Source organism: Klebsiella sp. CN_Kp104 (assembly GCF_040064515.1).
GTDB classification, from domain to species: Bacteria; Pseudomonadota; Gammaproteobacteria; order Enterobacterales; family Enterobacteriaceae; genus Klebsiella; species Klebsiella aerogenes.
Genome location: NZ_JBEAII010000040.1, coordinates 55,501 through 80,347, shown reverse-complemented (window position 1 = coordinate 80,347; position 24,847 = coordinate 55,501). Strand labels below are relative to the sequence as shown.

Sequence of the window (24,847 nt, the reverse complement as noted above, 5' to 3'; positions counted from 1 at the left end):
AGGCCATAATCGAATAAAGAATCATCATTGAATATATATTCAAGGTGGCTTTGAGTCAACGAGTTTATCCGGGCTTGCCTGGAGCGGGAGGCAGAATGTTCCTGAGTACGGCGCAGTGGTGTAAGGCTAACCACCGACATGGGGATATCTGGTTTTTTTAGTTCCTGATGGAATAAATATTCCATATTGAAAATAAATTCAGAGGTATTAAATGAATCCCTACAGATTTGATATCCAGACGCTTGAGCGCAAAGCGCGCGCCGTGCGCCGCCACATTGTCCGCTTAAACGCCAATAGTCCGGCTGGCGGTCACACCGGGGCTGACCTGTCGCAGGTCGAATTGTTAACCGCGCTCTATTTCCGCGTACTCAATGCGGCGCCCGATCGTCTTGACGACCCGCAGCGCGATATCTATATCCAGTCGAAAGGCCATGCGGTGGGCTGCTACTACTGCGTACTGGCGGAAGCCGGTTTCTTCCCGATCGATTGGCTGGAGACCTACCAGCACGCGAACTCGCACCTTCCCGGTCATCCGGTGCGGCAGAAAACGCCGGGCATTGAGCTTAACACCGGCGCGCTGGGTCACGGTTTGCCTGTTGCGGTGGGGCTGGCGCTGGCCGCGAAGAAAAGCAACAGCCACCGCCGCATCTTTTTAATCACCGGCGACGGCGAACTGGCAGAAGGCAGTAACTGGGAGGCGGCGCTGGCGGCGGCCCATTATGGCCTCGATAACCTGGTCATTATTAATGATAAGAACAATCTTCAGCTGGCCGGGCCAACCCGTGAAATTATGAATACCGATCCGCTGGCCGATAAATGGCGCGCCTTCGGCATGGAGGTCAGCGAATGCGACGGCAACGATATGGCCTCGGTGGTCGCGGCTATCGAAGGGCTGCAGCAGAACGGTAAACCTAACGTCATTATTGCCAACACCACGAAGGGCGCGGGCATCTCCTTTATCCAGGGGCGCCCGGAGTGGCACCACCGGGTGCCGAAAGGCGAGGAAATCGCACTGGCGCTGGAGGAACTGAAAGATGAGTAATGCAGAACACCTGGCGAATGTGATGGTCGAGGCGTTTATAGTCGCGGTGGAAAAGGGCGTCGATCTGGTGCCGGTGGTCGCGGACTCCACCTCAACGGCCAAGATCGCTCCCTTTATTAAGCAGTTCCCCGGACGGCTGGTTAACGTCGGTATCGCCGAGCAGAGCATGGTCGGCACCGCCGCGGGGCTGGCGCTCGGCGGTAAAGTGGCGGTGACCTGTAACGCCGCGCCGTTCCTTGTCTCCCGCGCTAACGAGCAGATTAAAGTCGATGTCTGCTACAACAACACCAACGTCAAGCTCTTTGGCCTTAACGCCGGGGCCAGCTATGGCCCATTGGCCAGTACCCACCATGCTATTGACGACCTGGCGGTAATGCGCGGTTTCGGCAATATCCAGATTTTCGCCCCCTCCACGCCGCGCGAATGTCGGCAGATTATCGACTATGCCCTGGCGTATCAGGGGCCGGTTTATATCCGCCTTGACGGCAAGGCGCTGCCGGAGTTGCATGACGAAGCGTACCGTTTTGTGCCCGGCGCGGTGCTGACCCTGCGTGAAGGCGCAGCGGTGGCGCTGGTGGCGACCGGTTCAACCGTGCACGAAGTGGTGGAGGCGGCGCAGCAGCTCGCCGATCTCGGCATTGAGGCGAAAGTGATCAGCGTGCCGTCGATTCGTCCCTGCGATACGGCGGCGCTGCTGGCGGCGCTGCGGTCATGCCGTTCAGTCATTACCGTCGAAGAGCATAACGTTAACGGCGGGTTGGGGAGCCTGGTCGCCGAAGTGCTGGCGGAAGCGGGCGCGGGGATTGCCTTGCAGCGCCTGGGGATCCCGGATGGCGAGTATGCGGCGGCCGCCGATCGCGGATGGCTGCGTCAACATCACGGTTTTGACGCGGCGTCGATTGTCGCGCGGGTACAGAAAATAGCGCAGGGTTGAAAAAAACGCCCTCCCGGCGGGGAGGGCGTCAGACACTGATATTATCAGAAGTGGGTGTTGACACTCATATACCAGGTACGGCCAGATTCGTTATAGGTCTCCGCGCCAGCGCCGTACATACTCCCTTTGTCGCCGCCGGTGGTTTGGGCGTTACCCGCGCGCCAGTGGCGCTTGTCGAAGACGTTATCCACGCCGCCGGTCAGGCTGACGTTTTTGGTCACGTCCCAGGTCGCGCTCAGGCCGAGGATGCTATACGGGCTGACCTCATTCTTCTCGCTGCCGGTGACCGGCTGGCCTTTGTAGTTGTACTTCTTCGGCTCCTGCTTGCCGTACCAGGTGAAGGTCGATTGCACAGAAACGTCCTGATAAACCTGCCAGCTCAGCGTTGAGTTCAGCGTGTATTCCGGAATAATCGACAGGCGATCGCCGGTCTCTTTGTTCTTACTCTGCAGCATGTAGGTGATGTTGTTGGTCCAGTTCACCGTCTCGCTGACCGGCACGTTCAACGTGCCTTCCAGCCCTTCAACTACCGCTTTCGGCACGTTTTCCCACTGGTACAGGTCGGTACCTTTAGTATTGCGATAAACTGGGGCATATCCCGCTTCAATCTTGTTACGGTAGTCGTTACGGAACCAGGTGACGCCCGCCAGCCAGCCGTCGCGTTTGAACTCCAGGCCGATCTCTTTGTTGATGCTGGTCTCTGCTTTTAAATCTTTATTCCCTTGCAGGTAGCAGCCTTCCTGGCTTGCGTAGCAGCCCTGACCTTTACTGTAGAGAATATAGTTGGGGTTGGTTTGATACAGGCTCGGCGCTTTATAGGCGCGAGCGATACCCATTTTCAGGGTAAAGTCGTCGCCCAGACCCTGCGACAGGTTCAGCGACGGGCTCCAGTTATTGCCGACGATGCTGTGGTGATCGAAACGCAGCGCCGGTGTCAGCATGGTGGTATCGGTCACTTCCATGTTGTTCTCGGCGAACAGCGAGAAGATCTCCGCTTTCGAATACGGGCTGCGGCCGGTGCTGTCATAGCCCGGAATTTCGCCGCCAGACAGAGCTTGGGTATTGGAGGCGTTGTCCTTCATGCGCTGCTGGTTCCATTCACTACCCAGCGTCAGGTTCTGGTTAACCCACAGGTCGAACGGAATATTGACTTCGCTGTGCAGCATCACGTCCGACAGGTCGATATCGGTAAACTGGTTGCTGCTGAAGATCCCCTCGGTGCCGCCCGCCAGGCCTTCGCCTTTACGCGAGTTGCGGGTGTGTTCGTACTGCGCCCAGTTGCTGGTGGTCACGCCGTTATCCCAGCCGCCGTTCCAGGTCACGGAGTAAGTATTGCGATAGAGACGGTTGGTCTCTTTACCGTAGTTCTCTTTCACCAGATCGTTGCTGTTGGTGTTTTGCGTATCACCGGCGTACAGGTTGCCCTGGCGGCTATAGCCAGCTTCAAACTCCAGCGACTGCATCGGCGCGAAATCCCAGCGGACCACGCCGTTGATGTTTTTGTTTTCTACCCCTTCACGCCCGGCGGGCAGGGTATCGGCGTAAATGCCGGTACGTTCAGACTGATGGCCCTGGTTGATATCCCAGGCGTCAGCCTGAGTTTTATCGAGGTTGCCGTACATGCGGAAGCTGAAATCGCCGCCCAGCGGGCCGCTGAGGCTAAAGTCGGTACGCTTGGTCGCGCCTTCGTCTTTATGCTCCGGCATGTTCATGTAGGCGTTCCACGAACCATGCCACTGGTTGTCGAATTTTTTCGTAATGATGTTGACCACGCCGCCCGCCGCGCCGTTACCGTAACGCGCCGCCGCCGGGCCGCGGATAACGTCTATACGTTCGATCATTTCCGGCGGTACCCAGCTGGTATCACCGCGGGTGTCGCGTTCGCCGCGCCAGCCGAGACGAACAGAGTTACGGCTGGTCACGGGCTTACCATCAATCAGGATTAAAGTGTTTTCCGGGCCCATACCGCGAATATCAATCTGGCGATTGTTGCCGCGCTGGCCGCTGGTGGAGTTGCCGGTCAGGTTGACGCCCGGCATGGTACGGATGATTTCAGAGACGTCGCGCGCCGGCGGACGTTTGCGAATTTCATCGGCGGTAATGGTGGAAACGCCCGGCGCCTGTAGGTTTTGCACCTCGGCGGTGACCACCATCGTTTCTTCACCGGCGGCTTGTTTACTGTCGGTGGTTTCTTCCGCCGCGCACAGCGGGAATGCCACCCCGTAGATACCCAGATTGACCATTAAGGCCAGGGACTTAATCCTGTTATTCATTGTAAGTCAGTTCCGCTTTTCTTTGCCGCTTTCCCCAGAAGCCCCTTCCCACCGGGAGAGGAGGCGGCATAAATGTAGCCAGTAGAAGGTGAACGCTTTCCGTAGCCGACCGAGCCAAACGCTCTGAAAAGACCCTCTCTGACCTTGATTTAATGTAATGAGAAGACGCGCTACCCATAGGCGCGTTAATACGCTATTGCAAATGCAAATAGTTATCAATAATATTATCAATAAATATTACCTTTGTTGATAAAAATCACGGTAAACATAGGGTTACTGACGGAATGCAAATAACGGGAAGTGACGACTGGTGGCGGGGGATCGCCGGCCCGCAGACAGAGGCGCTGGGCGACGCATATCGGGTGACCTTCTGGTGGCGCGATCCGGCAGGCAGCGAAACCACGTCGCCGATTCGGCGGGTGTGGATTTACATTACCGGCGTCACCGATCATCACCACAACGCGGCGCCGCAAACCCTGCAGCGCATCCCCGGTACCGATGCCTGGTGCTGGCAAACCACGCTCCCCGCCAGCTGGCGCGGCAGCTACTGTTTTATTCCCTCCGAACGCGACGACGATTTTTCCCCGCAGCTCTTTAACGGTGAAGCGCCGGACCGCGCGCTGCTGCGCGAAGGCTGGCGCAAACTGCTGCCGCGGGCGGTTGCCGATCCCCGCAATCCGCAAAGCTGGAAGGGGGGACGCGGCCACGCGGTCTCAGCGCTGGAACTGCCGCAGGCGCCGGAACAGCCGGGTTGGCATTATCGCGAGCCGGTTTCGCCAGCGCCGCGCTGTATTGAATGGCGCAGCCAGCGATTAGGAAACCAGCGACGAGTGTGGATTTACACCACCGGCAGTGGGGCGGATCGCCCGCTGGCGGTCCTGCTTGACGGCCAGTTCTGGGCCGAAAGCATGCCTGTCTTTGCGCCGCTGGCGGGGCTGACGCGGGAAGGCTGCCTGCCGCCGGCGGTCTATGTGCTGATCGACGTTATCGACAATCAACACCGCGGCGTGGAGCTGCCCTGCAATCGTGATTTCTGGCTGGCGGTACAGGAAGAACTGCTGCCACTGGTGCAGGCCGTGGCGCCATTCAGCGATCGCGCCGACCGGACGGTAGTTGCGGGGCAGAGCTTCGGCGGTCTGGCGGCGATGTATGCCGCGCTCCACTGGCCGCAGCGTTTTGGCTGCGTTCTGAGCCAGTCGGGGTCGTACTGGTGGCCGCAGCGCGGCAGTAGCCAGCCGGGAGTGATACTTGAACAACTGCAGCGCGGCGAGCTTCGACCGCAGGGGCTGCGTATCTGGCTGGAAGCCGGCGTGCGCGAGCCGATTATTTTTCGCGCCAACCAGGCGCTTTTCGCGCAACTACGGCAGACCACGCCGTCCGTTTTCTGGCGCCAGGTTGACGGCGGTCATGACGCGCTATGCTGGCGCGGCGGGCTGACGTCCGGGCTTATCCAGCTATGGCAGCCTTTGCGCCGCGGGCAACAACACGCGCTTAATGAGGAGTGAGAGATGCAATTCAGCAACCCCTTCGACAATCCGCAAGGGCAGTTTTACATTCTGCGCAACGCACAGGGGCAATATAGTTTGTGGCCGCATCACTGCGCGCTGCCGACAGGCTGGACGGTGGAGTGTCCGCCGCAGTCATTAGAGGCGTGTAACGCCTGGCTTGCCGCCAACTGGTCAACCCTTATCCCAGCGCACTACGCCTCCTGAGGAGCTTTCGATGAGTACACGTTTACCGCTGGTTGCGGCGCAGCCGGGAATTTGGATGGCTGAACGCCTCTCCACGCTACCCGGCGCCTGGAGCGTTGCCCACTATGTTGAACTGCGCGGCAATCTTGATCCGGCGCTGCTGAGTAAGGCGATCGTCGCCGGGCTTAAGCAGGCCGATACCCTGAGCATGCGATTTTGCGAAGATAATGGCGAAGCGTGGCAGTGGGTTGATGACGCGCGCGAGTTTGCCGAGCCGCAAAGCGTCGACCTGCGCCAGCAGGCCGATCCGCATATGTCCGCGCTGACGCTGATGCAAAGCGATCTCGGGCAGAATCTGCGCGTCGACAGCGGTAATCCGCTGGTCTGCCATCAGCTCATGCGCGTTGGCGACGACTGCTGGTACTGGTATCAGCGCTATCACCATTTACTGGTCGATGGCTTTAGCTTCCCGGCCATTACCCGCCAGATCGCCGCTATTTATCGTGCCTGGCAACGCGGCGAAGAGACGCCGGATTCACCGTTTACGCCGTTCGCCGAAGTGGTGGAAGAGTATCAGCGCTACTACGGCAGCGAGGCGTGGCAGCGCGATAAAGCCTTCTGGCAGGCGCAGCGTCAGGCGTTGCCGTCTCCGGCCTCGCTATCAGACGCGCCGCTGGCCGGGCGGGCGACCAGCAGCGATATCTGGCGCCTGAAACTGGAGGCCGATCCGGCTGTCTTCAGCCAGCTCGCGGCCAGCGCGCCGCAGTGCCAGCGCGCCGATCTGGCGTTGGCGCTGACGACGTTGTGGCTGGGGCGGCTGTGCGGGCGAATGGATTACGCGGCTGGCTTTATCTTTATGCGCCGCATGGGATCGGCGGCGCTGACCGCCACCGGCCCGGTACTCAACGTACTGCCGCTGGCGGTGAATATCGACGCGCAGGAGACGCTGGCGCAACTGGCGACGCGTCTCTCCGGACAACTGAAAAAAATGCGCCGCCATCAGCGCTACGATGCCGAGCAAATTGTCCGCGATAGCGGTAAAGCGGCGGGCGACGAACCGCTGTTTGGCCCGGTGCTGAACATCAAAGTCTTTGATTACCAGTTGGATATCGACGACGTGCAGGCGCAGACGCATACCCTCGCCACCGGCCCGGTGAATGACCTCGAGCTGGCACTGTTCCCGGACGAACGCGGCGGTCTGTCGCTGGAGATCCTCGCCAATAAAGCGCGTTATGATGAGGCGACGCTGAACCGCCACGTGTCGCGGCTGACCGCGCTGCTGGCGCAGTTCGCCGCCAACCCGGCGCTACGCTGTGGCGAGGCGGAGATGCTGTCGGCGGAAGAAGGCGCGCAGCTGGCATTGATCAACAATACCGCGATGCCGCTGCCGACCACTACCCTCAGCGCGCTGGTGGCGGAACAGGCGCGGAAAACGCCGGATGCCCCGGCGCTGGCGGATGCCAACTGGCGCTTTAGCTACCGCGAAATGCGCCAACAGGTGGTGGCGCTGGCCAACCTGCTGCAGCAACGCGGCGTGAAGCCGGGGGATAGCGTGGCGGTTGCCTTACCGCGTTCGGTGTTCCTGACGCTGGCGCTGCACGGCATTGTCGAAGCCGGCGCCGCCTGGCTGCCGCTGGACACCGGCTACCCGGATGACCGTCTGCGGATGATGCTGGAAGATGCGCGGCCTTCGCTGCTGATTACCTCTGACGATCAACTGGCCCGTTTTAGCGATATTCCGGGACTGACCAGCTTGTGTTATGAGCAGCCGCTGGCTGTTGAAGATGATACGCCGCTGGCGCTGTCAAAACCGGAACATACCGCGTATATCATCTTCACCTCCGGTTCCACCGGACGGCCGAAAGGGGTGATGGTCGGGCAGACCGCCATCGTGAACCGCCTGCTGTGGATGCAAAATCACTATCCGTTAACCGCCTCCGATGTGGTGGCGCAGAAGACGCCGTGCAGCTTTGATGTCTCGGTATGGGAATTCTGGTGGCCGTTTATGACCGGCGCCCAGTTGGTGATGGCGGCGCCGGAGGCGCATCGCGATCCACAGGCGATGCAGCGGTTCTTCGCGCAGTACGGCGTGACCACCACCCACTTTGTCCCGTCGATGCTGGCGGCGTTTGTCGCCTCGCTGGATAGCGATAATGTGTCTTCCTGCCGGACGCTAAAACGCGTTTTCTGTAGCGGCGAAGCGCTGCCGACGGAACTGTGTCGCGAATGGGAGCGCTTAACCGGCGCGCCGCTGCATAACCTGTACGGGCCAACGGAAGCGGCGGTGGACGTCAGCTGGTATCCCGCCTGTGGGCCGGAGCTGGCGGCGGTAACCGGCAACAGCGTGCCTATCGGCTGGCCGGTATGGAACACCGGATTACGTATTCTTGATGCCGCCATGCGCCCGGTGCCGCCGGGCGTGGCGGGTGATTTGTACTTAACGGGCATTCAGCTGGCGCAGGGTTATATGGGGCGACCTGATCTCACCGCCAGCCGCTTTATTGCCGACCCGTTTGCCCCCGGCGAGCGCATGTACCGCACCGGCGATGTGGCGCGCTGGCTGGATAACGGGGCGGTAGAGTATCTTGGCCGCAGCGACGATCAGTTGAAAATTCGCGGCCAGCGCATTGAGCTTGGCGAGATCGACCGGGTGATGGCGGCGCTGCCGGACGTCGCGCAGGCGGTGTGCCACGCCTGCGTCTTCAATCAGGCGGCGGCCACCGGCGGCGATGCCCGCCAGCTCGTCGGTTATCTGGTGAGCGAGTCCGGCCAGCCGCTGGACGTGGCGGCGCTGAAGGCGCGTCTTAGCGAACAGCTGCCGCCGCACATGGTGCCGGTGGTGTTAATCCAGCTGGAATCCTTCCCGCTCAGCGCCAACGGTAAGCTGGATCGTAAAGCGCTACCGCTCCCCTCCTTAAGCAGCGAGCGCAGCGGTCGCCCGCCGCAATCGGCTATCGAAATGGCCGTTGCCGCGGCGTTCAGCCAGCTGCTGGGCTGCGAGGTAAATGATATCGACGCCGATTTCTTCGCCCTCGGCGGCCATTCGCTGCTGGCGATGCGGCTGGCGGCGCAGCTTAGCCGCGAGCTGGCGCGGCAGGTGACGCCGGGGCAGGTGATGGTCGCTTCGACCGTCGGCAAGCTGAGCGCGCTGCTGGCTTCCGACCTGAGCGACGAGCAGGCGCAGCGCCTGGGCTTCGATGCGCTGTTGCCGCTGCGCGAGAGCGACGGTCCGACGCTGTTCTGCTTCCATCCGGCCTCCGGTTTTGCCTGGCAGTTCAGCGTGCTGGCGCGTTATCTTAGCCCGCGCTGGTCAATTACCGGTATTCAGTCGCCGCGTCCGACGGGGCCGATGGCTTCCGCCGCCAACCTCGACGAAGTCTGCGAGCACCATCTGCGCACGCTTTTAGCGCAGCAGCCGCATGGGCCTTACTATCTGTTTGGTTATTCGCTCGGCGGAACGCTGGCGCAGGGGATTGCCGCCCGTTTACGCCAGCGCGGCGAAGAGGTGGCGTTCCTCGGCCTGCTGGATACCTGGCCGCCGGAGACGCAAAACTGGGCGGAGAAAGAGGCGAACGGTCTGGATCCCGAAGTGCTGGCGGAAATCGCCCGCGAGCGCGAAGCGTTTCTCGCTGCTCAGCAGGGGCAGGCTTCCGGCGAGCTGTTCAGCGCGATCGAAGGTAACTACGCCGATGCGGTGCGCCTGTTGACGACCGCGCACAGCGCGAAGTTTGACGGCAAGGCAACGCTATTTGTGGCGGAGAAAACGCGCCAGAAAGGGATGGATCCGCAGGTCGCATGGGGGCCATGGGTTGGCGAGCTGGAGGTGTTCAGCCAGAACTGCGCCCACGTTGAGATTATCTCGCCGCAGGCCTTTGAAGCGATAGGCCCGGTAGTGCGGGAGATTCTGGGGTAACGGTAGAGCTCGGGCTACCCGTTTTTGGTAGCCCGGCTCAGCGCAGCGCATGCCGGGAATGCGATGGTTGAGATGGTATAGAAAAGATTATCGGCGACCCAGCGGCACTACCAGCGGCGTATGCGCCACCGGATCGTCGATGATCGTGCAGCGCAGACCGTAGATACGCTCAATTAGATCCGCCGTGACGATCTCTTTCGGCGCGCCTTCGGCAACGATCTTACCGTCGCGCAGGGCGATCAGATGGGTGGCGTAACGACAGGCCTGATTGAGATCGTGCAGTACCGCCGCCAGCGTATATCCCTTCTCGCGATTCAGCTCGCTTAACAGTTCCAGTAGGTCGATCTGATGGCTGATATCCAGCCAGGTCGTCGGCTCATCAAGCAGCATAATCGCCGTCTCCTGCGCCAGTACCATCGCAATCCACGCCCGCTGGCGCTGGCCGCCGGAGAGGGTATCCACGCTCTGCAGCGCGAGGTCGACAATACCCGTTGCCCGCATCGCGTTATTTACCGCTGCTTCGTCCTCTTTACGCCAACGGGTAAACATCGGCTGGTGCGGATAGCGCCCGCGCGCCACCAGCTCCTGTACGGTGATATCGCCGGGCGTGGTGGCATTCTGCGCCAGCAGGCCAATCCGCTTTGCCACCTCTTTGCTGGCGTAGTGTTGGATCTGCTCGCCATCGAGATAAACGTGGCCGCTGGACGGGGTCATCAGGCGGCTGAGGGTGCGCAGCAGGGTTGATTTACCACAGCCGTTGGGGCCGATAATCGCCGTGAAATGGCCGTCAGGAATCGTGACGTTCAGCGATTCGGCGATGGTCTTTTTGCCGTAGGCCAGGGTCAACTGGTCGCCGCGCAAACGGGAAGTTACAGCGGTCATTTTTTGCGGGACTCCTGAATTAATAACGCGATGAGGTAGATACCGCCAAGACTGACGGTGACCACCCCTACCGGTAACTGATAAGGCATGAACAGGCGCTGGGCGCAGTAATCGGCCAGCGCCAGCAGCAGCGCGCCGCACAGCGCCGACTGGGTTAACCCCCAGCGTGCGGTGCCGCTTATCCGCCGGGCGATATGCGGGGCTACCAGCGCGACGAAAGAAATAGGCCCGGCCAGCGCGGTGGCGGAAGCGGTCAGCAGCACCGCCACCAGCATCAGCAGCAGGCGTGAACGTTCGACTCGAACCCCCAGCGCGCAGGCGGTATCGTCGCCCATCTCCAGCAGTCGCATCCGCCGCGCCAGCAGCGCGCCGCACGCTAACATCAGCAGGATCAGCGGCGCCGATGGCCAGGTTTTGCCCCACGTCAGGCCGTTGAGCGAACCGGCATTCCACAACCCGGCGGAAAGGGCAGTCTCAAGCGACGCGCGCAGCAGCAGCCAGGTATTGAATGCCACCAGCATGGCGCGCACGCCGATGCCGATAATGATCAGGCGGAAGGTTTCAATGCCGTTGCGCCACGCCAGCAGCCACACCACCAGCGAGGTCAGCACGCCGCCAAGCATCGCCGCCAGCGCGATGGCGGTCAGGTTCTGGCCGAACATCACCATCGCCACCAGCACGCCGCTCCAGGCGCCGGTGTTGAAGCCCATCACGTCCGGGCTACCCAGCGGGTTACGCATTAATGACTGAAAAATGGCGCCGCTGACGCCAAGCCCGGCGCCGATCAGCAGCGCCATCAGCACGCGCGGCAAGCGCCATTCGGTGACCACCATGCTGACGTTGCGCGGGGCGTCGCCGAGCAGCGCGGAAACCACCTGTTCAATGCTGAGCGGCACCAGGCCATTACCCAGACCGAGCAGGGACACCAGCAGACTGGCGGCGATCAGCAGCAGGCAGCAGAACATCAGGCGGCGGGAGGGAGCCATCACAGCGCACCTCCTCGCGGCTGACGGCGAACCAGCCAGATCAACACCGGCGCGCCGATAAAGGCGCTGACCACCGAAACGCGCAGTTCACCAGGCACCAACAGGCGGCCAAGCACGTCGGCAAACAGCAACAGGGCGGGGGTGGCGAGCAGCGTAACCGGCAATGACCAGCGGTGATCCGCCCCCACCAGCCAGCGGGCCATATGCGGCATCATCAGGCCGATAAAGGCGATAGGGCCGACCAGCGCCGTCGCGCTGCCGCACAGGACGGTAATTGCCAGCAGGCCGATAAGCTGGGTGCGCGCGACCCGGCTACCGAGCGCGGTGGCGGTGTCGGCGCCGAGGCTCAGGCTGTTCAGCGCCCGGCTAAGAAACAGAGTTACCACGGCGGCAATCAGCACCGGCAGCAGGACGATTTTCAGCGTTTGCAGGGTGCGAATATCCAGCGAGCCGGCCTGCCAGAAGCGCAGCTGGTCATACACGTCCGGGTTGAGCAGGGCGATGCCGTTAGATAAGCCTTCCAGTACCGCCGCTAGCGCCACGCCCGCGAGGGTCAGGCGCACCGGGCTAAGCTGGCCGCCGCCCTGGCTGCCGGTAAACGCGACCAGTAGCGACGCGGCGAAGGCGCCGCAAAAGGCCATCAGCAACTGCTCCTGTGGCGAAGTGATGCCCAACAGCGCCGCACCGAGCACGATGGCGAAGCTGGCGCCGGAGTTGACGCCGAGCAGGCCCGGGTCGGCCAACGGGTTACGGGTGAGGGTTTGCATTAGCGCGCCGGCGAGACCGAGCGCGCAGCCGGCCAGCAATCCGGCCAGCGTACGCGGCAGGCGGGCATCCAGTACGATAGTGCAGTCGGCGCTCTGACAACTGCCGGAGAAGGCATCGACAATCACCGAAGGCGGCAGAGGTTTGGCGCCGATAAGCAGGCTGAGCGCAATCGCGAGAGCTAAAAGTAACAAGAGACCAGGCACGGCGACGGCGCGCACCGTGGTCGTAGAAAACGACATAATTCAAATCCCTGACATGATAATGATATTAATTATCGTTATCGATTTTATTCAGGTATGTTACCATGAGAAACCATAAAAATGGTATGAAAAATAACGACAAGGCCCTTGCATGAACCGACCTTCCCGGCTGCTTGATGTCAGCCTCCTGCGCACCCATCCGGCGTTCCGCGCCGTCTTTATCGCTCGCTTTATCTCTATCCTGTCGCTTGGCCTGCTGGGCGTGGCGATCCCGGTACAAATCCAGATGATGACCCATTCGACCTGGCAGGTGGGGCTCTCGGTGATGCTGACCGGCTGTTCGATGTTCATTGGGCTGATGGTCGGCGGCGTGCTGGCCGACCGTTATGAACGCAAACGCCTGATCCTGCTGGCGCGTGGCACCTGCGGCGTGGGCTTCGTCGGCCTGTGCCTGAACGCTATGCTACCGGAACCCTCGCTGGCGGCAATTTACCTGCTGGGGATCTGGGATGGCTTCTTCGCCTCTTTGGGCGTGACCGCGCTTCTGGCGGCAACGCCGGCTTTAGTCGGCCGCGAAAACCTGATGCAGGCCGGAGCGATCACCATGCTGACCGTGCGTCTCGGTTCGGTGATATCGCCGATGATCGGCGGGTTATTGCTGGCGACCGGCGGCGTGGTATGGAACTATGGCCTGGCGGCGGCGGGGACGTTCATTACCACCCTGACGCTGCTACGCCTGCCGCTGCTGCCGCCACCGCCGCAGCCGCGCGAGCATCCGCTGAAATCGTTGCTGGCGGGGCTGAAATTTCTCTTTAATAGCCCGCTTATTGGCGGCATTGCGCTGCTCGGCGGCCTGTTGACGATGGCCAGCGCGGTGCGGGTGCTTTATCCGGCGCTGGCGGAAGGCTGGCAGATGTCAAATTCGCAGATTGGCCTGTTGTATGCCGCCATTCCGCTTGGCGCGGCGCTGGGGGCGTTAACCAGCGGACAACTGGCGCATACCGCGAAGCCGGGGGCGTTGATGCTGATAACGACGGTAGGGTCGTTTGTGGCGATTGCGCTGTTCAGCGTGATGCCGTTCTGGGCGCTGGGCGCGCTCTGTCTGGCGCTGTTTGGTTGGCTGAGCGCGATAAGCTCGCTGCTCCAATACACGCTGATCCAGACCCAAACGCCGGAAAATATGCTGGGGCGCATTAATGGCCTGTGGACCGCGCAGAACGTGACCGGCGATGCTATTGGCGCGGCGCTGCTGGGGGGATTAGGGGCGGTTATGACCCCGGTGGCTTCAGCCAGCGCCAGCGGCTGGGCACTGGTGATTGTTGGCGTATTACTGATTGGCTTATTGCGCGAGCTACGTCGTTTTCAGCGTCCGGAGATGGTCAGCGAAAGTTAAGCGCGACAATAGCAAAAAGGCCCCGGATTGCTCCGGGGCCTGGCTTCACTTATAACACTTAGTATGCGCCGAGGTCTTTCCAGACGTCGAACTGGCCGCAGTTCAGGTCTGGCTGGTTGCCCTGAGACCACCATTTCACCTGATAGTTGTGACCTTTCCAGCTCACGGTTTCAAAGGTACCCCAGTTGCCGCCATAAACGGTTTTGGCATCCCACAGCGGGTAAGGCGTGGTTTCGTCAGATGGTACAACATCGTCTTCCTGTGCCGGCACGTCATCGGCGTCTTTTTCATCGTCAGCCGCTTCATCAGCAGGCTCATCGGCTGGCTCGTCAGCGCTTGGTTCACCCTGGGAGGCGACGACCACCGACAGAATAAAGCGCTGCTGGGTTGACGGTTCGCCCCAGGTATCGCGAACGAACAGAGTGAAAGTGAACTCGGTATCCGCGGTGACTTCCGGAACATCGAACTCAATAACCGCGGCGGTTTTATCTGCAACATCAATCGCTGCCGGCACGCCCCAGCTGTAGCTCAACTCGTCGCTATCTTCATCAGACGATTTTTCCCCGGACAGGCGTACGCGGGAGCCGCCTACGACCATCATTTCAATTGCCGCTTCCGGCGCATGGTTTACCGTTGGTTCAGTTGGCTCATCTTCTGACTTATCGTCTTCTTGTTCATCAGCAGGCACAACGTTGATGCCTTCGAAATAGAACGGCTCCATATCGATAACTTCAGAGGCGATTTCATAGCCCAGACCTTCACGGGCGGCGTTAACCAGCACGCCGTTATCATGGTCGATAGTCCAGGTAAACAGGCCGCCTAAGCCCAGGCTGGCAGCGTATTCCCCTTTGGCTTTGACGGTGCGCGGGGTATCCAGCGACATAAACAGTTTGGATTCCGGATTGTAGAGGAAATCAGCGTCAGCCACCTGGTCGGTATAAACGTTAAAGCCGTTACGCCCTTTCTGGTTTTCCAGATCCAGGTAGTTATAAATGACGTCATACCATTCGTTGGTACCGGATTCAAAGGTACCGACGGTGGTGCCGTTACCCGGGTTATAGGTGCCTTTGAGTGGAGACAGGGATTCCAGCTCGGCGTTGCGGCCGTTACGGGTATAACCGGCGTAACCGATGTTGATGCGCTCAGCCGGGAAACCTTCCGCCAGCAGATGTTCAACGATGGTGTTAATCGCCCAGCCGCCTTGCTCAATGGCTTTCAGGTTGGTGTGGTGGGTGATGCTTTCCGCCCACGGGGTGCCGAAGAAGTCATAGGTCATGACGTTGATGCCGTACAGACCGGCATTCATCAGCGCTTTGACGTTGGAATAATCAAAGGTCTTCACCACGGCGGAGCTGGCGATAGAGATTTTGACATCGCTCAGGCCGGCAGAATCCAGCTGCTTACGCAGTTCGGCAATAAGTAACGCATAGTTTTCACCATCTTCCGGGCCGTAGGGGTTGCCGGCGCCTTCGGCATTCGGGTATTCCCAATCGATATCCACTTCGCTGAACATCGGGAACTGTTTGAACAGCTTCACCACGCCTTTAGCGAAGATTTTACGCGAGGAATCAGATGCCGCGGTTTCATGAAAACCGTTGCTCATGCTCCAGCCGCCGATGCTCATGGACAGCACCAGGTTGTGGCCCTGCTGTTTGGCTTTCGCTTGCAGGTCGCGCAGACCGCCGAGCAGGCCTTTGGTGTTTGTCTGGGTTACGGTTTTCGGATCGACATCCCAGCCGCTGACGCTGTGGCCAACGTTAACGTAAGACTGGAAGTCGCCCCACGGGTCGAGGAAAGTCGGTTCATATTTGACTTTGCCGCACTGCTCAGCCCCTTCGGCCACCACATCACGCCACAGGCCATCCACTTTATGGAAGCCGGTCACGCCGACGAAACCGAAGATAATTTTATCGTAAGCGGTAGGGGAGACGTTGGTCAGGTCGTAGCCGCGTCCGCGGTTATCTTTCGCATCGCTGCCCTGCAGACGGCCATCGTACTGAGACCAGTCGGTGTAGTAACCAAAGACCTTTGGTTTGGTGGTCGCACTTTTGTATTTGTTATAGACCGGTTTAGCGACGCGGTCTGACGTATAGCTGTAGTTGCTGACTTCAGTTGCCGGGTTAAAACCATCTGCGGCGTTGCTGGTTTCGGTCAGGGTATCGCCCTTGATCAATTTGCTAGTGGTCACGGTAAGTTCCTTCTGAGTTGAATGTCCACCTCAAGTGGTGTGGGGCAGATACTCGGGGAAGGCGGCGACGATGGCTAATCACAAAACAACATTTGAAACGATGATGATTCGCGTGAGGCGCCGATGAGGTATCAAGAGGGGAAAGAAATAAAAAATACTTTTATAACAAAAGGATGATGTTGTTGATGATGTGAAATGAGATCCCGGCGCAGGGCGCCGGGGAGAGAATCAGGCAAAGAGCGCCGATAAACGCTGCAGCACCAGCATGGCGCTGTAGTAGTCCAGACGGAAGGTTTCGGTCCCCAGCGGATAAACGCGCTTAGCGGCAACCGACGGCAGGTGCGCCAGCAGCGGGTTGGCGTAAATGGCCTCGGCGTCTTTCTGGTCGCCGGCGAACAGGAACAGGCTTTCGCCGTTGATACCCGCCGCCAGATTCTCGCCGCCCAACTGCACGATGTCGTGACGCTTACCCTGGCTCTGGCTGGCGTGCAGGTTACCCGGCAGCGTCGCCAGCTTAAAGCCTAACTGTTCCAGCATCTGACCCTGCGCTGATTCCGGCGTCCAGATATTGGCGCTGTGCGCCGCGGCGGTATAAACCAGCGCGGTGACCGGCTGCGGCGGCAACTTTAGTTTCTCTTTTAACGAAACGAGCTGTTTATTGAATTCGGCAATGCGCGCGTCCGCCTGCTTTTCGTGACCGGTAATATGCCCTAATTGGGTAAGAAGCGTCTGCCAGCTTTTATCGTCGTAGTTGATGATAAGCGTCGGCGCGATAGTCGACAGCTGGTCGTACAGGGCCAGCGCGGAATCTCCCCCGGTGGCGCTTATCAGAATCAGATCCGGCATCTGCGCCGCCACCGCTTCGGCGCTGGGTTCGCCAATATAGAGTCGCGTCAGGTTGCGCTTTTTAGCGACATCGCCCCACTGGCGCAGAAAGCCCTGCGCATCTGCCACGCGGTTATTCGGCGTGGTCGCGCCGCTGGCGACCACCGGCGCATCAATAGCCAGCAGCGAGCCGGTGAGGGTGACGCTGGTCGAGACGATGCGCTGCGGTTGGCTTTCCAGCGTATGAGTGCCGCGGCTATCGACGATCTGACGCGGCCAGTCTGCCGCCAGCGCTGAGGTAATTCCTAAAAGGCACAGCCCGCTGGCGAGTAAAGTACGACGACAAAAAGTGGCAAAATTCACGAATTCGCATCCTGAGTAAGTTGTAGTAAATACGTCTCATTTTCAACATTGTATTGTCCGGATGCAAGTGTAAGTCGCATAACCTGCTGTTTGTGCGGTTGACAAGGAGAGCAATACCTTTTAGGTTAGCCAACAAAAATATAAATGATAATTATTCTTAATATCTTTATCGTTTTTGGAGGATGATATGGAAACGTCACTGGCTGAGGATGTACAGGAAAAAACGCAGACCCTGTCGCCGCAAAGCTTCTTCTTTATGTCGCCGTACCGCAGCTTCAGCACCACCGGCTGTTTTAGCCGTTTTTCCCAACCTGCCGTCGGCGGTGATTCGCTGAACGGCGAGTTCCAGCAGAAAATGGCGGCCGCTTTTGCCGAGGCCCGCGCGGCGGGGATCCGCAAGCCGGTCATGGTCGGGGCGATCCCGTTCGACACCAATCAGCCTTCCGAGCTCTATATTCCCGAACGCTGGGAAACCTTCTCCCGTACCGACAAACAGCAGTCCGCGCGTTATGCGGCGCCGCTCAAGGCGATGGATGTTGTCGATCGTCAGGAGATCCCGGAACAGGACGAGTTTTTGGCGATGGTGGAACGCGCCGCCGCGCTAACGGCGACTCCGGAAGTCGACAAAGTGGTGCTATCAAGGCTGATTGATATTACGACCCGCGACCGGGTTGATAGCGGCGCGCTGCTGGAACGGCTGATCGCCCAGAACCCGGCGAGCTTTAATTTCCATGTCCCGCTATCTGATGGCGGGGTATTGTTGGGCGCCAGCCCGGAACTGCTACTGCGTAAAGAAGGACTGCACTTCAGTTCGCTGCCGCTGGCCGGCTCCGCCCGCCGCCAGCCTGACGATGTGCTGGACCGGGAAGCGGGTAACAAGCTACTGGCGTCAGGCAAAGATCGCCATGAGCACGAGCTGGTGACGCAGGCGATGAAGAGCGTGCTGGGCCCGCGCAGTAGCCAATTGTCGCTACCGGAATCGCCGCAGCTGATTACCACCCCGACGCTCTGGCATCTGGCGACGCCGATCGAAGGTACGGCGCTGACGGAAGAAAACGCCATGTCGCTGGCCTGCCTGCTGCACCCGACCCCGGCGCTGAGCGGCTTCCCGCACCAGGTGGCGAAGCGGCTGATTGCCGAGCTCGAACCCTTCGATCGCCAGCTGTTTGGCGGCATTGTCGGCTGGTGCGATGACGAAGGCAACGGCGAATGGGTAGTGACCATCCGCTGCGCGCGCTTACATCAACGCTCGCTGCGCTTGTTTGCCGGCGCGGGTATCGTCCCGGCCTCTTCGCCGCTGGGCGAATGGCGTGAAACCGGCGTCAAACTCACCACCATGCTCAACGTATTTGGCTTGAATTAAGAGGCAAGGATGATTGCATTTACCCGTTGGCCGGAAGAGTTTGCGGCCCGCTATCGTCAAAAAGGCTACTGGCAGGATCTGCCGTTAACCAATCTGATTACTCGTCATGCGGACAATGACGCCGTGGCGATTATCGACGGCGAGCGGCAGATTAGCTACCACCAGTTTAACCAACTGGTGGATAACCTCGCGTCCTCCCTGCAGCATCAGGGACTCAAGCGCGGAGAAACCGCGCTGGTGCAGCTTGGCAACGTCGCCGAGTTCTACATTACTTTCTTTGCGCTGCTGCGCATCGGCGTCGCACCGGTTAACGCTTTGTTTAGCCATCAGCGCAGCGAACTTAACGCCTATGCCGCGCAGATTAAACCGGTGCTGCTGATTGCCGATCGCGAGCACGCGCTGTTTGCTGACGATAGTTTCCTTAATGGTTTTATCGCTGAGCATCCTTCGCTGCGTGTCGCGCTGCTGCGTAACGATGGCGGCGAGCGCGACCTGGCAACGGAAATTAACCGCACGGCGGATAACTTTGTCGCCAATCCGACGCCGGCTGACGAAGTGGCTTTTTTCCAGCTCTCCGGCGGCAGCACCGGGACGCCGAAGCTTATTCCGCGAACCCATAACGATTACGACTACAGTATCCGCCGCAGCAACGAGATCTGCGGTATTAACGCCGACACGCGCTATCTCAACGCGCTGCCGGCGGCGCACAACTATGCGATGAGCTCGCCGGGATCGCTGGGCGTCTTCCTCGCCGGCGGCCGGGTGATCTTGGCCGCCGACCCGAGCGCCACGTTGTGTTTCCCGCTGATCGAAAAACATCAGATTAACGTCGCGTCACTGGTGCCGCCGGCGGTCAGCCTGTGGCTGCAGGCTATTCATGAATGGGGCAGCAACGCGCAACTGCAATCGCTGCAGCTGCTGCAGGTTGGCGGAGCGCGCCTGTCCGCGACGCTCGCCGCGCGTATCCCGGCGGAAATCGGCTGCCAGCTGCAGCAGGTGTTCGGCATGGCGGAAGGGCTGGTTAACTACACCCGCCTCAACGATAGCCCGCAGCGAATTATCAACACCCAGGGTTGCCCGATGTGTCCTGACGACGAAGTGTGGGTGGCGGATGCCGACGGTAACCCGCTACCGCGCGGCGAAGTGGGCCGTCTGATGACCCGCGGCCCTTATACCTTCCGCGGCTATTACAACAGTCCGCAACATAACGCTGAAGCCTTTGATGCCGATGGATTTTACTGCTCCGGCGATCTGATTTCGATCGATGAAGATGGCTATATCACCGTCCAGGGGCGGGAAAAAGATCAGATCAACCGCGGCGGCGAGAAGATCGCCGCTGAGGAGATTGAAAACCTGCTGCTGCGCCATGAGGCGGTGATCCACGCCGCGCTGGTTAGCATTGAAGACAATCTGCTGGGCGAGAAGAGCTGCGCTTATCTGGTGGTGACATCGCCGCTGCGCGCCGTCGCGGTGCGCCGTTTCCTGCGCGAGCAGGGCGTGGCGGAATTTAAATTGCCGGATCGCGTGGAGTGCGTTGCCGCGCTGCCGCTGACGCCGGTGGGCAAAGTCGATAAAAAACAATTACGTCAGTGGCTGGCCGAAGGCAAGCTGGGCTGAAGGAGAACAGAAAATGGCAATCCCTAAATTACAGGCTTACGCGCTGCCGGAAGCCAGCGATATTCCGGCCAACAAAGTTAACTGGGCCTTTGAGCCGTCGCGCGCCGCGCTGCTGATCCACGATATGCAGGAGTATTTCCTCAACTTCTGGGGCGAAAACAGCGCGATGATGGAGAAAGTGGTGGCTAATATCGCCGCCCTGCGCGACTTCTGCAAACAAAACGGCATTCCGGTGTACTACACCGCCCAGCCGAAAGAGCAGAGCGATGAAGACCGCGCCCTGTTGAATGATATGTGGGGGCCGGGGTTGACCCGCTCGCCGGAACAGCAGCAGGTGATTGCCGCGCTGGCGCCGGATGAACAGGATACGGTGCTGGTGAAATGGCGCTACAGCGCGTTTCATCGCTCACCGCTTGAAGAGATGCTGAAAGAGACCGGCCGCGATCAGCTGATCATCACCGGTGTTTACGCCCATATCGGCTGCATGACCACCGCCACCGACGCTTTTATGCGCGATATCAAACCGTTCTTTGTCGCCGACGCGCTGGCAGATTTCAGCCGCGAAGAGCATTTGATGGCGCTGAAATACGTCGCCGGCCGTTCTGGACGCGTGGTGATGACCGAAGAATTGTTGCCGCTGCCGGCCTCCAAAGCGGCGCTGCGCGCACTAATTCTGCCGCTGCTCGACGAATCCGACGAACCGCTGGATGATGAAAACCTGATCGACTACGGTCTGGATTCGGTGCGTATGATGGCGCTGGCCGCCCGCTGGCGCAAAGTACACGGCGATATCGACTTCGTGATGCTGGCGAAAAACCCGACCATCGACGCCTGGTGGGCGCTGCTCTCCCGCGAGGTGAAATAATGGCGGCGCTGGATTTTCACGGCCAGACCGTGTGGGTGACTGGCGCAGGTAAAGGCATTGGCTATGCCACCGCGTTGGCTTTCGTCGAGGCCGGGGCCAACGTCACCGGTTTCGACCTTGCCTTTGACGGCGAAGGTTATCCGTTTGCCACCGAAATGCTCGACGTCGCCGATGCCGACCAGGTACGCGACGTTTGCGCGCGTCTGCTCAACGATATCGAACGACTGGACGTGCTGGTGAATGCCGCCGGGATCCTGCGCATGGGGGCGACCGATCAATTGAGCGCGGAGGACTGGCAGCAGACTTTCGCTGTGAACGTCGGCGGCGCGTTTAATCTGTTTCAGCAGACGATGGCGCAGTTCCGCCGTCAGCGGGGCGGGGCGATCGTCACCGTCGCCTCCGATGCCGCGCATACGCCGCGTATCGGCATGAGCGCCTATGGCGCCTCGAAAGCGGCGCTGAAAAGCCTGGCGTTGACCGTCGGGCTTGAGCTGGCAGGCAGCGGCGTGCGCTGCAACCTGGTATCGCCGGGCTCCACCGACACCGATATGCAACGTACCCTGTGGGTCAATGACGATGCTGAACAGCAGCGGATCCGCGGATTTGGCGAGCAGTTTAAGCTTGGCATCCCGCTGGGCAAAATCGCCCGCCCGCAGGAGATCGCCAATACTATTTTGTTCCTCGCCTCTTCTCACGCCAGCCATATTACGCTGCAGGATATTGTGGTCGATGGCGGCTCGACGCTGGGGGCGTAGATGGCCTGGAAACGAGAGCTCACGCTTGCGGCGCTGAACGCCAGTAGCGAAAACACCATGGTGGCGCATCTGGGTATTGTCTACACCCGGCTGGAGGAGGCGCTGCTGGAGGCGGAGATGCCGGTGGATGCGCGCACGCATCAGCCGTTTGGTCTGCTGCACGGCGGCGCTTCCGCGGCGCTGGCGGAGACGCTGGGCTCGATGGCCGGTTGGCTGATGACCGAAGAAGGGCAATGTGTGGTGGGTACCGAGCTTAACGCTACCCACCATCGTCCGGTCTCCAGCGGTAAAGTGCGCGGCGAATGCCGACCGCTGCATCTTGGCCGCCAGAGTCAGAGCTGGGAAATTGTGGTGTATGACGAAAAAGGGCGGCGCTGCTGCACCTGTCGTCTGGGAACCGCGGTGCTTGGCTAAGACGCTGCTATTTCCCCGGCTTGCGCTGCGCTAAGCCGGGCTACGGATCTGTAGGTCGGGTAAGGCGTTAGCCGCCACCCGACAAAAAAACGGCACCGTTCACGGTAATCCTTTCATTTATTTTCCTGTCTTAAGTGATCTCGCTAGCAATGTGAGACAAATCTCCGCCGCGGCATGGCATCTGCGCTGTTTCGAAGTTGTTAAACTCTGCGTTGTGTTCTAGAAACAAACTGTAACATCCTGATTACCCTACCGGTGGACCACAACAATGAATAATTCAGGGAAATACCTTATCTGGACACTGCTCTCCGTGATCGGAGCCTTTGCCCTCGGCTATATCGCCTTAAACCGGGGTGAGCAGATAAATGCGCTGTGGATTGTTGTCGCGGCGGTCTGCGTTTATCTGATCGCGTATCGTTTCTACGGCCTGTATATCGCCAAAACCGTCCTCGGCGTTGACCCAACGCGGATGACGCCGGCGGTACGACATAACGACGGCCTCGATTATGTTCCGACTGACAAAAAAGTGCTGTTCGGTCACCATTTTGCGGCGATTGCTGGCGCAGGGCCGCTGGTTGGCCCGGTGCTTGCCGCGCAGATGGGCTACCTGCCGGGGATGATCTGGATCCTCGCCGGCGTGGTGCTGGCCGGCGCCGTGCAGGACTTTATGGTGCTGTTTGTTTCGACCCGTCGCGATGGCCGTTCGCTTGGCGAACTGGTTAAAGAGGAGATGGGGCCAACCGCTGGCGTACTGGCGCTGGTGGCCTGTTTTATGATCATGGTGATCATCCTCGCGGTACTGGCGATGATCGTGGTGAAAGCATTGACCCACAGTCCGTGGGGGACATACACCGTCGCCTTTACCATCCCGCTGGCGATTTTTATGGGCATCTATATTCGCTATCTGCGCCCGGGGCGCATCGGCGAGGTGTCGGTGATAGGCCTGGTGATGCTGGTGTTCGCGATCATTTCCGGCGGCTGGGTGGCGGAAAGCCCGACCTGGGCGCCGTGGTTTGATTACACCGGCGTACAGCTGACGTGGATTCTGGTGGGTTACGGCTTTGTGGCTGCGGTACTGCCGGTCTGGCTGCTGCTGGCGCCGCGCGACTATCTCTCCACGTTCCTGAAAATCGGCACCATCGTTGGGCTGGCGATTGGCATCCTGATTATGCGCCCGACGCTGACCATGCCGGCGCTGACGAAGTTCGTTGACGGCACCGGCCCGGTATGGACCGGCAACCTGTTCCCCTTCCTGTTTATCACCATCGCCTGCGGCGCGGTTTCCGGCTTCCATGCGCTGATCTCCTCCGGCACCACGCCGAAAATGTTGGCCAACGAAGGGCAAGCCTGCTTTATCGGTTACGGCGGCATGTTGATGGAATCCTTCGTCGCCATTATGGCGCTGGTGGCGGCCTGTATTATCGATCCGGGCGTCTACTTCGCGATGAACAGCCCGATGGCGGTGCTGGCGCCGGCAGGAACCACCGATGTCGTGGCCTCGGCGGCGCAGGTGGTGAGCGGCTGGGGCTTTAGCATAACCCCGGATACGCTGCGCCAGATTGCCAGCGAGGTCGGCGAACAGTCGATTATTTCACGCGCCGGCGGCGCGCCGACGCTGGCGGTGGGGATGGCTTACATTCTGCACGGCTCGCTGGGCGGGCTGATGGATGTCTCTTTCTGGTACCACTTCGCCATTCTGTTTGAGGCGCTGTTTATCCTGACGGCGGTTGATGCCGGCACCCGCGCGGCGCGATTCATGCTGCAGGATCTGCTGGGCGTGGTGAGTCCGGGGTTAAAAAAAACCAGCTCGCTGCCGGCTAACCTGCTGGCGACCGCGCTGTGCGTCCTGGCGTGGGGCTACTTCCTGCATCAGGGGGTGGTCGATCCGCTGGGCGGTATAAATACCCTGTGGCCGCTGTTCGGTATTGCCAACCAGATGCTGGCAGGGATGGCGCTGATGCTGTGCGCGGTGGTACTGTTCAAGATGAAACGCCAGCGCTATGCATGGGTGGCGCTGCTGCCGACAAGCTGGCTGCTGATTTGTACGTTGACCGCCGGCTGGCAGAAGTCGTTTAGCCCGGATACCAAAGTCGGTTTCCTGGCCATCGCCAATAAATTCCAGGCGATGATCGACAGCGGCGCCATTCCGCCGCAGTATACGGAATCGCAGTTGGCGCAACTGGTGTTTAATAACCGTCTTGATGCCGGGCTGACTATCTTCTTTATGATTGTGGTGGTGGTTCTGGCGCTGTTCTCGATTAAAACCGCGCTGGCGGCGCTGAAAGAGGATAAACCGACGGCGAAAGAGACGCCGTATGAAGCGATGCCCGCGGATGCGCAGGGCTTAACGGCGCAGGCAAAACGCGCGCATTAAC

The 24,847-nt window shown here is 60.0% G+C and carries 18 protein-coding genes; 12 read left to right on the top strand and 6 right to left on the bottom strand.

Features of this window, described 5'->3' with window-relative positions; translation table 11 throughout:
* Window positions 1-211: 211 nt before the first annotated feature.
* Entirely contained in the window at window positions 212-1,042 is an 831-nt protein-coding gene (locus ABLU80_RS21100; protein WP_047739968.1) for a transketolase, read from the top strand.
* Window positions 1,035-1,976 (top strand): transketolase C-terminal domain-containing protein, encoded by a 942-nt coding sequence (locus ABLU80_RS21095; protein ID WP_047080568.1) that lies wholly within the window; start codon window positions 1,035-1,037, stop codon window positions 1,974-1,976. Before ABLU80_RS21100 ends, ABLU80_RS21095 begins: the two co-directional genes overlap by 8 nt.
* 44 nt (window positions 1,977-2,020) lie before the next feature.
* Here the strand turns inward: ABLU80_RS21095 and fepA are convergent, their stop codons facing one another.
* Entirely contained in the window at window positions 2,021-4,249 is a 2,229-nt protein-coding gene (fepA, locus tag ABLU80_RS21090; protein WP_348850443.1) for a siderophore enterobactin receptor FepA, read from the bottom strand.
* 236 nt (window positions 4,250-4,485) lie between these two features.
* Here fepA and fes point away from each other — a divergent pair, with 236 nt between their 5' ends.
* Genes fes through entF form a run of 3 tightly spaced genes read left to right on the top strand, consistent with a single transcriptional unit; the run spans window position 4,486 to window position 9,853 of the window.
* Window positions 4,486-5,754, top strand: a complete 1,269-nt coding sequence (fes, locus tag ABLU80_RS21085) for an enterochelin esterase (RefSeq protein WP_227505466.1) — start codon at window positions 4,486-4,488, stop codon at window positions 5,752-5,754.
* Between the two features lie 3 nt (window positions 5,755-5,757).
* Complete coding sequence (locus ABLU80_RS21080; protein ID WP_015367778.1) at window positions 5,758-5,961, top strand: MbtH family NRPS accessory protein; 204 nt, start codon at window positions 5,758-5,760, stop codon at window positions 5,959-5,961.
* Between the two features lie 10 nt (window positions 5,962-5,971).
* Window positions 5,972-9,853, top strand: coding sequence for an enterobactin non-ribosomal peptide synthetase EntF (entF, locus tag ABLU80_RS21075; protein ID WP_213795574.1), 3,882 nt, complete (start codon window positions 5,972-5,974; stop codon window positions 9,851-9,853).
* An 87-nt stretch (window positions 9,854-9,940) separates the two neighbouring features.
* On the opposite strand, the gene fepC is transcribed toward entF, so the two are convergent.
* Genes fepC through fepD form a run of 3 tightly spaced genes read right to left on the bottom strand, consistent with a single transcriptional unit; the run spans window position 9,941 to window position 12,728 of the window.
* Window positions 9,941-10,735 (bottom strand): iron-enterobactin ABC transporter ATP-binding protein, encoded by a 795-nt coding sequence (gene fepC / locus ABLU80_RS21070; protein ID WP_015367776.1) that lies wholly within the window; start codon window positions 10,733-10,735, stop codon window positions 9,941-9,943.
* A complete protein-coding gene (gene fepG, locus ABLU80_RS21065; protein ID WP_015704707.1) occupies window positions 10,732-11,721 on the bottom strand; it encodes an iron-enterobactin ABC transporter permease in 990 nt (329 codons plus the stop codon). The genes fepC and fepG overlap by 4 nt, the downstream gene beginning before the upstream one ends.
* Window positions 11,721-12,728, bottom strand: coding sequence for a Fe(3+)-siderophore ABC transporter permease (gene fepD, locus ABLU80_RS21060; RefSeq protein WP_015704708.1), 1,008 nt, complete (start codon window positions 12,726-12,728; stop codon window positions 11,721-11,723). The genes fepG and fepD overlap by 1 nt, the downstream gene beginning before the upstream one ends.
* Window positions 12,729-12,840: 112 nt before the next feature.
* On the opposite strand from fepD, the gene entS reads away from it, so the two are divergent.
* Window positions 12,841-14,082, top strand: a complete 1,242-nt coding sequence (gene entS / locus ABLU80_RS21055; RefSeq protein WP_285178151.1) for an enterobactin transporter EntS — start codon at window positions 12,841-12,843, stop codon at window positions 14,080-14,082.
* A gap of 58 nt (window positions 14,083-14,140) precedes the next feature.
* Here entS and ABLU80_RS21050 read toward each other — a convergent pair whose 3' ends face one another.
* Together ABLU80_RS21050 and fepB are read right to left on the bottom strand one after the other, a co-directional pair.
* Entirely contained in the window at window positions 14,141-16,270 is a 2,130-nt protein-coding gene (locus ABLU80_RS21050; protein WP_285178152.1) for a glycosyl hydrolase family 18 protein, read from the bottom strand.
* Window positions 16,271-16,498: 228 nt separating this feature from the next.
* Window positions 16,499-17,458 carry a Fe2+-enterobactin ABC transporter substrate-binding protein gene (gene fepB / locus ABLU80_RS21045; RefSeq protein WP_285178153.1) on the bottom strand — a complete coding sequence of 320 codons (960 nt, stop codon included), beginning with the start codon at window positions 17,456-17,458 and terminating at the stop codon, window positions 16,499-16,501.
* A 187-nt stretch (window positions 17,459-17,645) separates the two neighbouring features.
* Here fepB and entC point away from each other — a divergent pair, with 187 nt between their 5' ends.
* The 6 genes from entC to cstA all read left to right on the top strand — a co-directional run bounded on the left by entC (window position 17,646) and on the right by cstA (window position 24,846).
* Window positions 17,646-18,821: an isochorismate synthase EntC gene (entC, locus tag ABLU80_RS21040; RefSeq protein ID WP_348850441.1), complete on the top strand. Its 1,176-nt coding sequence runs from the start codon at window positions 17,646-17,648 to the stop codon at window positions 18,819-18,821.
* 9 nt (window positions 18,822-18,830) lie between these two features.
* Window positions 18,831-20,438 carry a (2,3-dihydroxybenzoyl)adenylate synthase EntE gene (gene entE, locus ABLU80_RS21035; RefSeq protein ID WP_348850440.1) on the top strand — a complete coding sequence of 536 codons (1,608 nt, stop codon included), beginning with the start codon at window positions 18,831-18,833 and terminating at the stop codon, window positions 20,436-20,438.
* A gap of 13 nt (window positions 20,439-20,451) precedes the next feature.
* Window positions 20,452-21,303: an enterobactin biosynthesis bifunctional isochorismatase/aryl carrier protein EntB gene (entB, locus tag ABLU80_RS21030; protein ID WP_015367768.1), complete on the top strand. Its 852-nt coding sequence runs from the start codon at window positions 20,452-20,454 to the stop codon at window positions 21,301-21,303.
* Window positions 21,303-22,058, top strand: coding sequence for a 2,3-dihydro-2,3-dihydroxybenzoate dehydrogenase EntA (gene entA, locus ABLU80_RS21025; RefSeq protein ID WP_063443207.1), 756 nt, complete (start codon window positions 21,303-21,305; stop codon window positions 22,056-22,058). Before entB ends, entA begins: the two co-directional genes overlap by 1 nt.
* Window positions 22,059-22,472: a proofreading thioesterase EntH gene (gene entH / locus ABLU80_RS21020; protein WP_015704714.1), complete on the top strand. Its 414-nt coding sequence runs from the start codon at window positions 22,059-22,061 to the stop codon at window positions 22,470-22,472.
* Window positions 22,473-22,740: 268 nt separating this feature from the next.
* Window positions 22,741-24,846: a pyruvate/proton symporter CstA gene (cstA, locus tag ABLU80_RS21015; protein WP_015367765.1), complete on the top strand. Its 2,106-nt coding sequence runs from the start codon at window positions 22,741-22,743 to the stop codon at window positions 24,844-24,846.
* The last annotated feature ends 1 nt before the right edge of the window (window position 24,847 follow it).

What these genes read in the sequence shown, in the direction of transcription:
- fepG (WP_015704707.1), bottom strand. Translation starts at nt 11,721, where the DNA reads ATGGCTCCCTCCCGCCGCCTGATGTTCTGCTGCCTGCTGCTGATCGCC.
- entB (WP_015367768.1), top strand. Translation starts at nt 20,452, where the DNA reads ATGGCAATCCCTAAATTACAGGCTTACGCGCTGCCGGAAGCCAGCGAT.
- entC (WP_348850441.1), top strand. Translation starts at nt 17,646, where the DNA reads ATGGAAACGTCACTGGCTGAGGATGTACAGGAAAAAACGCAGACCCTG.
- fepD (WP_015704708.1), bottom strand. Translation starts at nt 12,728, where the DNA reads ATGTCGTTTTCTACGACCACGGTGCGCGCCGTCGCCGTGCCTGGTCTC.
- ABLU80_RS21095 (WP_047080568.1), top strand. Translation starts at nt 1,035, where the DNA reads ATGAGTAATGCAGAACACCTGGCGAATGTGATGGTCGAGGCGTTTATA.
- entF (WP_213795574.1), top strand. Translation starts at nt 5,972, where the DNA reads ATGAGTACACGTTTACCGCTGGTTGCGGCGCAGCCGGGAATTTGGATG.
- fepA (WP_348850443.1), bottom strand. Translation starts at nt 4,249, where the DNA reads ATGAATAACAGGATTAAGTCCCTGGCCTTAATGGTCAATCTGGGTATC.
- entS (WP_285178151.1), top strand. Translation starts at nt 12,841, where the DNA reads ATGAACCGACCTTCCCGGCTGCTTGATGTCAGCCTCCTGCGCACCCAT.
- ABLU80_RS21100 (WP_047739968.1), top strand. Translation starts at nt 212, where the DNA reads ATGAATCCCTACAGATTTGATATCCAGACGCTTGAGCGCAAAGCGCGC.
- ABLU80_RS21080 (WP_015367778.1), top strand. Translation starts at nt 5,758, where the DNA reads ATGCAATTCAGCAACCCCTTCGACAATCCGCAAGGGCAGTTTTACATT.
- entE (WP_348850440.1), top strand. Translation starts at nt 18,831, where the DNA reads ATGATTGCATTTACCCGTTGGCCGGAAGAGTTTGCGGCCCGCTATCGT.
- fepC (WP_015367776.1), bottom strand. Translation starts at nt 10,735, where the DNA reads ATGACCGCTGTAACTTCCCGTTTGCGCGGCGACCAGTTGACCCTGGCC.
- entH (WP_015704714.1), top strand. Translation starts at nt 22,059, where the DNA reads ATGGCCTGGAAACGAGAGCTCACGCTTGCGGCGCTGAACGCCAGTAGC.
- entA (WP_063443207.1), top strand. Translation starts at nt 21,303, where the DNA reads ATGGCGGCGCTGGATTTTCACGGCCAGACCGTGTGGGTGACTGGCGCA.
- cstA (WP_015367765.1), top strand. Translation starts at nt 22,741, where the DNA reads ATGAATAATTCAGGGAAATACCTTATCTGGACACTGCTCTCCGTGATC.